7 protein-coding genes and 1 CRISPR repeat array are annotated in these 11,232 nt (G+C 70.6%); of the genes, 3 read left to right on the top strand and 4 right to left on the bottom strand.

Annotated features, from left to right (window positions below; all coding sequences use genetic code 11):
• Nucleotides 1-205 precede the first annotated feature (205 nt).
• Nucleotides 206-768: a CRISPR direct-repeat array (repeat unit 37 nt; unit sequence GTTGCGATCCTCGCCCGACGCGGTGGCCGGGCGCAGC).
• Between the two features lie 357 nt (nucleotides 769-1,125).
• Both D2L64_RS25635 and D2L64_RS25630 read left to right on the top strand, forming a co-directional pair.
• Nucleotides 1,126-2,877 carry a hypothetical protein gene (locus tag D2L64_RS25635; protein WP_233559147.1) on the top strand — a complete coding sequence of 584 codons (1,752 nt, stop codon included), beginning with the start codon at nucleotides 1,126-1,128 and terminating at the stop codon, nucleotides 2,875-2,877.
• Entirely contained in the window at nucleotides 2,874-3,242 is a 369-nt protein-coding gene (locus D2L64_RS25630) for a hypothetical protein (protein ID WP_119579771.1), read from the top strand. The genes D2L64_RS25635 and D2L64_RS25630 overlap by 4 nt, the downstream gene beginning before the upstream one ends.
• A gap of 174 nt (nucleotides 3,243-3,416) precedes the next feature.
• Here D2L64_RS25630 and D2L64_RS25625 read toward each other — a convergent pair whose 3' ends face one another.
• Complete coding sequence (locus D2L64_RS25625) at nucleotides 3,417-4,385, bottom strand: serine aminopeptidase domain-containing protein (protein WP_119579770.1); 969 nt, start codon at nucleotides 4,383-4,385, stop codon at nucleotides 3,417-3,419.
• A 196-nt stretch (nucleotides 4,386-4,581) separates the two neighbouring features.
• On the opposite strand from D2L64_RS25625, the gene D2L64_RS25620 reads away from it, so the two are divergent.
• Nucleotides 4,582-5,526 (top strand): AfsR/SARP family transcriptional regulator, encoded by a 945-nt coding sequence (locus D2L64_RS25620; protein WP_119579769.1) that lies wholly within the window; start codon nucleotides 4,582-4,584, stop codon nucleotides 5,524-5,526.
• A 52-nt stretch (nucleotides 5,527-5,578) separates the two neighbouring features.
• On the opposite strand, the gene D2L64_RS25615 is transcribed toward D2L64_RS25620, so the two are convergent.
• From D2L64_RS25615 to D2L64_RS25605, 3 genes are all read right to left on the bottom strand, one after another.
• Complete coding sequence (locus D2L64_RS25615) at nucleotides 5,579-6,148, bottom strand: sigma-70 family RNA polymerase sigma factor (RefSeq protein WP_119579768.1); 570 nt, start codon at nucleotides 6,146-6,148, stop codon at nucleotides 5,579-5,581.
• 74 nt (nucleotides 6,149-6,222) lie between these two features.
• Complete coding sequence (locus tag D2L64_RS25610) at nucleotides 6,223-9,471, bottom strand: AAA family ATPase (protein WP_119579767.1); 3,249 nt, start codon at nucleotides 9,469-9,471, stop codon at nucleotides 6,223-6,225.
• Nucleotides 9,461-11,227 carry a hypothetical protein gene (locus D2L64_RS25605; protein WP_147376314.1) on the bottom strand — a complete coding sequence of 589 codons (1,767 nt, stop codon included), beginning with the start codon at nucleotides 11,225-11,227 and terminating at the stop codon, nucleotides 9,461-9,463. The genes D2L64_RS25610 and D2L64_RS25605 overlap by 11 nt, the downstream gene beginning before the upstream one ends.
• Nucleotides 11,228-11,232: the final 5 nt, after the last annotated feature.

Genomic DNA, 11,232 nt, shown 5'->3' with positions numbered 1-11,232 from the left:
ACTGATCAAACGCCTCGGCTACGGCCGCGCGAACTTCGACCTGCTCCGCAAACGGATCCTGCTCCAAGCGTGAGACATCGTCACAAGATCAGCGACAGAGCCAGATCAGCCGTACCTAGCTCTGCACTCCAGGCCGTACCCCGACACGCGGTGGCCGGGCGCAGCCAGGTTCGCCTGGTCCGCCGCGCTCGAAGCGCGTCCACTGGTTGCGATCCTCGCCCGACGCGGTGGCCGGGCGCAGCCCCTCGTCGGCGCGCTCCGCCAGCTCCGCCTCCGTCGAGTTGCGATCCTCGCCCGACGCAGTGGCCGGGCGCAGCCGCAGTCGGCGCCGGCGCCGGCATCATCCTCCCCGTGCTGTTGCGATCCTCGCCCGACGCAGTGGCCGGGTGCAGCCGCGATGCCCGCCCCGGCCTCGGCGTCTTCCATCTGGTTGCGATCCTCGCCCGACGCGGTGGCCGGGCGCAGCCTCGCGACCAGGTGGCTGGACCGGATGGGTGGTGCGTGGTTGCGATCCTCGCCCGACGCGGTGGCCGGGCGCAGCGTAGACGCTCGCGGTGGCGGCCAGGCGGATCCCGATGTCGTTGCGATCCTCGCCCGACGCGGTGGCCGGGCGCAGCACCACCGACAACCCTGCCTCGGCGGACGCCATCCGTTCGTTGCGATCCTCGCCCGACGCGGTGGCCGGGCGCAGCCGTCTTGTAGACCTCACATCCCACGATCGGCTTGAGGGGGTTGCGATCCTCGCCCGACGCGGTGGCCGGGCGCAGCGCCTGTCGCCCCGACGCCCGACCACAGTTAGCAGTGAGGATTGTCGTGTCTTCTGCCGATCGCAGGGCCCCGTTGGGCTGCCCGCGGAGATGACCGTGCGGTGCCAGCGGCGTAGACGGCACAGCAGTGAGGTTGTACATGCTGCGGCTCGTCCCTGCAGAAATATTCACCCTGGAACGCAGAAAGATCGGTTCTACGCAAGGTTGAGCCCTCGGAAGCATAGGCAGTTGCGCCTATGCTTCCGAGTTCTGGTTCAGGTGTCAGCTGTGCTCAGCGCTGTTTCCACGGGTGGTGCCGAGGATTCGTGCGATCGTGCTGGCTTTGATGGGTTTGTCTTCGGGGCCGCTTCTCCGCACCATGAAGATCATCGAATTCGGTGGGGCTATGCCCGGCGGTTGGTTGCCGGGCCGCCGCTGCGGCGTCACTGTGGCGCTGCGGGAATGCGGTCGCTCGGTCGGCGCGAGGGCGACAGAATTGCCGCGACCATGGTGTTCGATGGTGGGGACGGAGGCGTCGGTGGGCGCGGTGTCGCTGGGGACGACGTTGCGGCGGTGGCTGCGCAATATGAGTGGCGGCTCGAGCGAGTTGCCTGAACGTGACTATCTGCCTGAGCTGCCGCCCGTCGAGTGGCTGCGTGCTGGGGCTGGCGGGTTAGACCGAAGTGTTAGTCCAGCGGAGTTCTCTGCCGGGTTGCTGACAGTGGCCCGCGACGGCGAGCCGAGTATGCGGGCCGCGGCCGTGGATGCGCTTGGTTCCGCCGAGGCGCGGTGGTGGTTGGCGGTGGACGGAGCGCTGCGGGAGCAGTGGTGGTCGGCGCCGCGCTGGTCGCGGAGCCTCGCGGCGGACTTGGCTGACGGTGAGGTGGAGCTACTGCATTTGGTCATAGCCGGCTGCCACCGTGACGGGCGGATCCGCGAGGCGGCGGTCGCTCACCTGGCGGACCACGCGCACCCGGCGGCGCTGGCGGTGCTGACGCTTCGGACGGTCGACTGGGTCGCTGAGGTGCGTCAGCGGGCAAGGAGTGCGGTGCAGGGTTGGCTGTCGTCATCGCAGGGGTCGTTGGCCCAGCTCGCGGAGATGGCGTTCGCCTTGCGCGGTCGGGCTGAGGGCGCCTGGTTGGCCGAGCGCGTCGAGGGTGTACTTCGGGACCTGCCGTTGGATGGCTTGGAGCCGTTGCTGATAGCGCCGGATCGCCGGACCCGGCGGGCGGCGTACCGCGCTGCGACAACCGGAGGCCTGTTGAGTTTGCGCCGGTTGACAACGGCCGCGATGAAAGACGACGACCTGCCGATTCGGGCCCTGTGCGCCCGGGCTGCTGTGGAGTCCGCGACGAGTCCGGCTCAGCTGCGTGGGCTGCTTGTCAGCCGTACTGCGCTGGTTCGGGCTGAGGCGCTGCAGGCCGTGACCGCAGTCGGTGATCTGAGGGCGGCTGAAGCGGCGCTGCCTGATCGGCATCCCCTGGTGCGGGCCATCGCTCAGGCCGCGCTCCGCCGCAGCGGCGCGGATCCGGCAGAGTCTTATCGCCCGCTCGCCGGGTGGGAGCCACCGGCGCCGGGGGCGATTGCCGGGCTAGGCGAGACCGGTGACGCCGAGGACGCCCGCCTGGTGCGGCGGTGGCTGGCGCATCCACGTTCGCGTGGTCGGGTCGAAGCGGTCCGAGCGTTGCGTCGCCTCGGCGTGACCCCGTCGGCTGAACTGGTACCACTGCTGCGCGACGAGTCTGGAGCGGTGACCCGCCAGGTGGTGGTTGCCCTACGACACGACCTCGGCATCCTTGACCCGGGAATGCTGCAGTCCCTGCTCGGTCCGGGCAACCCGCCTCATGTTCGGTTCGCGGGCTACCGGCTTCTGACGGCGGGGAACGCCTGGCAACGGCTGATCACCAATCTGCGGCTGATCGATGATCTCGACGACCGGTTGCGTGGCAGTGCCCGGGCGGATCTCACCGCGTGGCTCGATCGGCAGGCGGCTACGACCTACCATGGGCCGTCCCGCGAGCGTGCGGCCGAACTCGACAAGCTGATCGAGCGTGCTCGCCCGATCCTGGGCGAGCACAAGGTCCGGTTGCTGCGGTTCCACGCCGGCTTGCCCCAACAGGCGGCGCTATGACCAGCGGCGACATGCCTCGTCCGCTCAGTGACATTGAACGAGGTGTCATCGCGCGTCTGCTGGCGGTGCCGTTCCCTGGGCACGGTGAGCTTCGCGCGCAGTTGCCGTTCGCGACTGTTGACGGTCAGTGCAGCTGCGGCTGTGCGACCGTCAACATTGTTGTGGACCACGCCGCAGCGCCGGCTCCGGTGCTGTCCGGTGCGCCGGTATCGGCTGACATCAGTGATGGCGAGTTCTACGCTGGCGTCGTGCTACTCGTCGATGGTGAGGGCTATCTGTCCTGCTTGGAGGTCTACTCCATCGGCGACGAACCCGTTCGGCGGTTCCCGCCCGTCGAGCAGATCAACGCTCGTCCGCAGCGGTGACCGCCGACCTTCGGCCGGGCGGGAGAGATATCAGCCGAGTGCGATGGATCCAGATTCTCCGAGCTCGGTCTGCTGACGGAGCCGCTCCACTTGTTGTTTCTTCCCGCTGATGTGGCGCAGGCTCTCCTCTAGCCTCGGCCCTTCGTTACTGCAGACCCGCTGCGAGCCGGGCAATCACCGACCGGCCGGGGTGGTGCTCCCCTCGTACAGGGCGAGATAGCTGCTGTACAGCTCGGCCGCCCGGTCGCCGACCTCCTCCGGTGCGACCAGGTCGTGCCCAATCCCGAACTCCGCCGGCAGGTCGAACACCCGCGCTGCCAGTCCATTCGTCTCCGCCAGGTTCCGCGTCACCCGCCGGGCCTCATCGGCGTCGATGAAGGTGTCGTTCGGCGACAGCACCACGCTCACCGAGCGCAGTCGGTCGCTGCGGGGAGCGTCCCGGTAGATCTGTGCGATCCGCAGGTACTGCGTGAGGGCGGCGAAGGAGAAGCGGTTCGCGTTCACCCGATCCGGCAGTAGCCGGAAGCCGTACAACACGGTCAACGGGCGGATCAGGAAACCCGGCGCCTGCGCCGACGCCGGCCGGTAGAAGGGTGAGAGCACCAGCAGACGGGTCACCACGTCGGAGCGGTGCTGCGCCAGCCAGGTCGCCAGCACCCCACCGCCGGACAGCCCGACGACACCGACCTCCACGCCCAACCCGGCAGCGATGTTCAACGCCTCGTCGGCGTACCCGACCAGGTTGTCGGCCTGCACCTCGGAACTGGCATCGCCATCGCGGACGCCGTGCAGCGGCTCCCGAGGAATGTAGACGTTGTAACCGCGGTCGAAGAAGAGCCGGGCCAGGCCCGCGTACTGCGCCGGACAGTCCCGGTAGCCGTGCAACATCAGCACGACCTTGGCGGTGGGCCGGCCATGCGAGTACAGGCCCGTTCGGCACTCCGGCAGCACCTCGGCATCGGCGGTGTCCGCCTGCACCGCCGACTCCGCTCGCCCGACAGCGGCGGCGAAATCCAGTGTCTCCGGTCGACCGGCGGAGAGCCGGTCACTGTCGAGCGGCCAGACGTACAGCGCCACCACCGCGACAAGCACCATTCCCAGCAGCGCCGACACCCCGATCCCCGCCAGCTTCAGAAATCTCATGGCTGCACCTCACCGGGATCCGATCGACACGGACTGGACGATCCGATGACATCCGGTGAATTCGGCAGGCCGGTGTCCCGACGACGCGCCGTGACCGTGGCTGCACGGTGGGGTCGTTCAGCGTTCGGTCAGGTTCCGTACCAGTGCCGCCTCATACCGTCCTATCTGGAGACGTTTCTACGGTGAGGAACACGCAATGCGCCACGACATGACCCGCATCGACAGCCCGGCGATCGTCCGCCCGCACCCGGACCCCGCGGGCGGGCCGGACTGGTTGACGTTCGACCTGTTGGGCCCGATCCGGGCCTGGTCGGGTGGTGAGGAGATCGACCTCGGCTCGCCCCAGCAGCGCGCGACCCTGGCCGTGCTGTTGCTGCACGAGGGCACTGTGGTGACAGTGGACGAGCTGGTCAGGGCCGTGTGGGGCGACGAACCGCCGCGGGCGGCCGTCACGACCGTACGCACCTACGTGTCCCGGCTACGGCGGGTGCAGGCACCTCGGCCGGACGGCTCCACCGGGCTACGGATCCGGTCCATCGGTCGCGGCTACTCACTCGACGTGCCGTCGGACTCGGTCGATGTGGTGCGGTTCCGCCGGCACACCACGCTCGCAGCCGCCGCGACCCGACGGGGGGACTTCGCCGTCTCGGCCATGCACCTGCGCTCGGCGCTGGCGCTGCGACACGGGTCGCCCCTGGCCGGCGCACCCGGCCCTTACGCGCACAGCCAACGTACCCGGCTGCAACAGCTGATCACCACGGCCGAACTCGACCTGATCAGCGCCGAGATCAATGTTGGCCGGCACCATGAGGTGCTGCCCGAGCTGTCGGTGTTCGTGGCCGAGAATCCGCTCTGGGAGCGGGTGCACGAGCTGTACATGACGGCGCTGTACCGGTGCGGCCGCCAAGCCGACGCGCTGGCGCACTACCAGGCCACGCGACAGGAACTCGTCGACAACCTCGGCATCGAGCCCGGCGTCGTCCTGCGCGAACTGCACCGACGCATCCTGGCCGGAGAGGTGGGAATGCTGCCGGACCGCTCCGATGACGTGTGCCCCGCCCTTCACCTGCGGGTCAACCGGCCCCGGCCGGTGCGGCACCGGGCTGACGCCAACCGGATCGCCCGATTCGTCCGGCGGTGACCGCGTGGGCCCGCCCGCCAACCGGCGGGCGGGCCCGATTTGCGCCGTGCGCTCAGTCACGCCCGCCGGTGCCGTCCACGGCCATGCCGAGCCGACGCACCGCGTAGAAGGTGCGGGACTTGACCGTGCCCTCGGGAATGTCGAGCTGACGGGCGATGTCGCCGGGCTCCCGGTCCCGGTAATAGACCTCGAAGATCATCTGACGATGCATCGGAGTGAGCTTCGGCAACGCCGTACGGATGGTCTGCACGTCGACGACCTGCTCGGCGATGTCGGGCACCAGGGCGGCGATCCCCAGTTCGATCAGCTCGACTTCCTTTGGGCGGCTCTGCCGGGACCTCAGCAAGTCGATGGCGGCGCGCCGGGCGACGGTGAACAACCACGGGCGGGCCGCGGCAGGGTCCGCCGGCAGGTCGTCGATCCGCCGCCAGGCGCGCAGAAAGGTCTCCTGCAGCAGATCCTCGGCGAGGTGGTGCTCGCCGAGGGTCAGCCTGAGCAGATAGGCCATCAGCGGGCCGGACAGCGCGCCGACGAACCGTCTGAGCCGTTCCTCCGACGAGTCAGACTCCGACCGGTCGGCACCACACCGGTCTGCCGGAGCTGGGTACGTGGCAGGCGCCATGATGGAAAGCCCTTCCGCAAGGATCCGGACATTCCATTGGCTCCGATGACGATCAGTAGTCGATCAACGTCCGGTCAATGTGCCACCGTCGACGCCGGAGTGACGTCCTGCGGTAGCAGCACGCGCATCTCCTCGACGGTGGGCGCGGTCGCAGCCCGCAGGCGGCGGGCCTGCCGGACGATCATCTCGTCGAGCATCGTCCGGGCGTACCGGCCATTGCCGAACGACCGGCCGCGGGGCACCACCTCGAAATGTGCCCGCAGGGCGGTGAGCGTCGGCCCGGGGCAGTCGTAGCCGGAGGTACGGGCCAGCCCTTCGACGATGGCCACCAACTCGTCCGCCGCGTAGTTGACGAAGTTGACCCGTCGCGTGAAGCGGGACCGCAGACCGGGGTTGGCGTCGAGGAAGTCGGCCATCTCCGCGTCGTAGCCGGCGGCAATGACCACGATCTCCTCACGGTGGTCCTCCATCAGCTTCATCAGCGTCTCGATCGCCTCCCGCCCGAAGTCCTGCTGACTGCCGGCGGGCGAGAGGGTGTATGCCTCGTCGATGAAGAGCACCCCGCCGAGCGCCCGCTCGAACGCCTCCCGGGTGCGTTGGGCGGTGTGCCCGACGTACTCCCCCACCAGGTCGGCCCGGGCCACCTCGACCAGCTGACCCGTTGGCAACGCGCCGAGTGCGGTGAGGATCTGGCCGTAGAGTCGGGCCACGGTGGTCTTGCCTGTGCCGGGTGGCCCGGCGAAGACGAGATGACGGGAGACCGGCGGCGCCGGCAGCCCGGCGGCGAGCCGGGCCCGTGCCGCCTCCAGCACGTCGATCAACTCGGACACCTCGCGCTTGACCTCGGCCAGCCCAATCATTCCGTCCAACTGGTCGAGCAACCGGCCGACCTCGGTCGAGGGCGTCGTCGCCGTCGCCACGGACTCCGCCGGGCGGCCGAGGTCCTCCGGAAGCAGCTGGGCCAACTCGACCCCGGCGACGTCCGGCCGCTGGGCGAGCCGGAACGCCTGACGCCCGACCATCTCCTCGAACACCTGGCGGGCGACCCGGGCGTTGCCGAACGAGGGGCCGCGCGTCATCGCCCGGAACAGGTCGACAAGCGCGAGCCGGGTGTCGTAGTCCAGGGAGTAGTGGTGGGTGCTGCACAGGTTCTCGACGATCGTCTGCAGTTCCGTCGGCGAGTAGCTCTCGAACTCGATGGTCTTGGCGAACCGGGAGGAGAGGCCAGGGTTGGCGGCCAGGAAGGTACGCATCTGCGGGGAGTAGCCCGCGACGATCACCACGACGTCGTCACGGTGATCCTCCATCAGCTTGACCAGGGTGTCGACCGCCTCCCGCCCGAAGTCGTGCCCGCCGCCCCCGCCGCTGTCGACCGGGGCCAGCGTGTACGCCTCGTCGACGAAGAACACCCCGCCGAGCGCCTCGGTGAACTTCTCGGTGGTCTTCACCGCCGTGCCGCCAAGGTGCTCGGCTACCAGGTCGGCCCGGGCCACCTCCACGATCTGCCCTTGGCGCAGCACGCCGAGCGCGGCGAGGATCTGGCCGTAGAGCCGGGCCACGGTGGTCTTTCCGGTGCCCGGCGCACCGGCGAACACCATGTGCCGCGACATCGGCGGTGACGGCAGGCCCGCCGCCGCCCGCCGCTGGCTCACCCGGTGCAGTCCCACAAGTGTCGCGACCTCGCGCTTCACTCCGGCCAGACCGACCAGGCCGTTGAGCTGGGCCAACAGCACCGAGGCGGCGTCCGTCCCGGGTGCGGCCCCGGCCACCGGCACGCCCGGATCGACGCTGGCCGCCGCGACCGGCACGGTACGGGCCGATTCCCGCGGCGCGGTGACCGTCGGCCGCTCGGCCTCGTTGCCGGTCTGTCTGGTGCCGGTCACCTCGACCGGCTCGTTGGTCTCCAGCAGCAGTCCCGCCCCGACGTTGTCGAAGATCTCGCACCCGTCCACACCACCCCGGCTGCCGGCCTCGAACCGCACCCCGGGCCCACCACTGCCGTGCACCCGGCTGCCGCGCAGGGTCAGCGACGAGCCACCGGCGGCCACGATGCCGGCCCTGGCCGGCTCGGTGACGTCGCAGCCCGCCATCACCACCGTGCCACCCTGGAGCACGACAGCGCAGGAGCCGCCGCGCAGTCGGGTGTCCGTCACGGTCAGCGCGCCGGCCGTGACCAGCAGCCCGGTGGCACAGTCCTGCACCCGGGAACGCAGCAGCTCAGCCCGGCCGTGCTCGCCCACCTCGACACCGGCGATGGTCGCTGCCATGATCGTCAGGTCGGTCAGTTCGGCGCGGGCCTGGCCGGCGACGAACACCCCGTGCCGCTGCGCGCGGACCGTGACCCCTTCCGCGACACAGCGCGCCTCACCCTGGACCGACAGGCCCGGTTGCTCCGCCGTGCCGTGCAGCACGCCGCCGTGCACCGTCGGCTCCGCCATGCCGTCGGTGCTGAGGCCGCCGGCCACGTCACAGTCGACGAAGTTGCCCCGGGCCGCCTCGGTGAGCAGCACACCGCTGCCGGCCGGCGCGCTGACCCGGCAGTCACGCATCGCCATCGTGCCACCGGTGCCGACCACGCCGTGCCCACCGGTGCGCTCGATGCCGCACCCGTCCAGGGCCGGCGTGCCGGCGACCACGACGACTCCGGCACCGACGGTGTCCCGAATCGTCGTACCGGTAAGCACCAACGCCCCACCGTCGACCGCCACCGCCGGGCCGTCCACCGCACTGATCTCGCAGTCGAGCAGCCGACCCCGGCTGCCGGCGGCGCTGTGCACACCGGGGCCACGCACGTCCTTGACCACACAGTTCCGGAAGACCGGATCGGCCGTGCCGGTGATCAGCATGGCGGCGGTGCCGATGTCACTGACGGTCACCCCGCTCGCCTCGACCTGGGCTTCCCCCTCCACCAGCACGCCCGCACCCGCCGGGTTCGTCACGGCACCGCCGCGCAGCCGTAGGTTGCCACCTCGGGCGTGCACGGCGACCACACCGCTGCCGTTGACCTCACAGTCGTCCAGTTCCAGTGTGCCCGCCGCGATCTGGAGGGCAGGCAGGCGGTCACCACCGCCACGCAGCACGAGTCCCCGCAGGACGTTGGTGCCGCCGCTGGCGAACGCCACCACCTCGTCGGTCTCGACCACCACGGTGCCTCGGCCGTCCTCGGCGACAAGCGTCACCGAGGACAGCAGCAGCAGTTGCTCGCGGTACCGCCCCGGCTGCACGATCACGGTGCCGCCCGGACCTGCGGCGCTGATCGCGGCCGAGATCGTCGGATAGCAGCCGGGCTCGGTCTGCGAGACCGTCAGCACATCACGGCTCATCGGATTCCCTTTCCCGGTACGGATGCCCGGTCTCATCCAGGCCCGGTGCGCCGGACACGTACGCCTCCGCCAGGGCCTGTTCTCTCGTCTCCTGGGAGGCCGCCCGCATCCGGTTCAGCATGCGCTCCGAGTTGGCAGCCGGCCGACCCTCGGCGGCGCCGGCGATGTCGCAGAGCAGGACCCGAGGCACGTCGGCCGGATCGTTCGAATGGTCGACGGCAAGCACCGCGAACCGGCTGGCCGGCGGGAACAACGCGGCCGAAGTGCCATCGACGTCGAGCCGGCCGAGCCGGCGCGCACTGACCGACCAGATCACGAACTGGACGGTCGCGTCGGCAACGGTGGTGGGCGGTATCCGCACGTCGAGCAGGCCGGGCTCGGCGAGCACCCGACCGGGCCGGTACGCCGCCAGCGTCTCGACACCGATTCGGCCGGGGCGGAAGACCGGCCCGAGCACCGTCGGCAGGTAGCGCAGGCCGTACGCGACTCCCCGGGCGACCACCGCTGCGCGTTCTTCGCCAGCACCGGTACGCAGAAAGCGGTTCACCTCGTTCCGATCATCTGCGCAGTACGCCCGTAGTGCGACCAACCCGGCGACCAGGTCCGGTGACGCACCGGCCGCCCGCAGGCCCGGCTCCTCGGCCAGCGTCTTGGTGACCACCCGGACGTGCGCGTCGTATCGGCCGTTGAGCGTCGTCCGCAGCACCGCGCGGTCCTCCTCCCGCCACGACCGATTGTCGATCCAGACCGGCGTGCGCCGGGCTGCGGCCCCGGCGCCAGCGGGGTCGGTGGCCGGCGGCAACGGTCCAACCGGCTGGTGGAGAGCCTCGGGTTCCGCCACGTCCGGCGACATCTCGGCGGTCACGGGCACCGCCGATGCGGGCGCTGGCGGAGCCGACAACTGCTGATGAGGAGCGTCCTGGCCGGGCGGGTCCGGCATGGCAGGCGGCACCGGGACCGCGGGCCTCTCGATCCATGCGCCCGCGTGCGGCCAGTTCCTCGGCCGGAGCAGTGCGCGCAACGTCGCCGACACCGGGACGGGCGGAACCGACGGCACAACCGGAGCCGGGGGCGCAGGCGGCACCGCTACCCCGGGCGATACCGGCGGCACGGCTGGCACCGGCGGGGCAGGCGGCACGGCTGGCACCGGCGGAGCAGGCGGGGCGCCGGGGCGGGCAAGGAGGACGGTGCGCTCGGCCGAGACCTCCCGAGCAGCCAGCAGCGGCAGCTTGACCGTACGCTGAGCAGGTTCGACCGAATCGGGCAGCGCGATGCCGGCGGGCGCGGGCGGCGACGCGGGGTCAGGACTGGTCGGCCATGGCCAACGTGACTCGTACTGCTCGGGTTGGCCGGGTCTGCTGGTCAGCCAGTACGGGCCCGGCTCCACACCGGGCACCACCGGCGTCACCGGCGCGGTGACCGGCACGCCAAGCAGCTGGACCAGATAGCGCAGCGCATCGACGTTGGTGGCGGTGGAGGGGAATACGCCGAGCATGACCAACCGGACCGGCTTCGGGCTGCCGGCACAGACGATCGCCAGCGCGTCGGGAAAGCCGCCGGCCAGCCCGGCCGCGGCCGTGACGAGGACGACCTGCCGCTGCGGATCCGCCGGCAACCGTTGCAGGTACGCCCGCAGCGCGAGCGGCTCGTCCCGAGCGGTACGCAGCAGCAGGCGCTCACCGACCCGCTCGGCCAGCACATGGTCAGCGGTCGGGAGGCCGGATTGCGACGTGCCCGATGAGACCATGGGTGCCACACATC

Source organism: Micromonospora radicis, from assembly GCF_003583405.1.
Classification (GTDB): Bacteria; Actinomycetota; Actinomycetes; order Mycobacteriales; family Micromonosporaceae; genus Micromonospora; species Micromonospora radicis.
The sequence above is the reverse complement of the archived record's forward strand: the minus strand, read 5'-3'. Positions and strand labels throughout refer to the sequence as shown.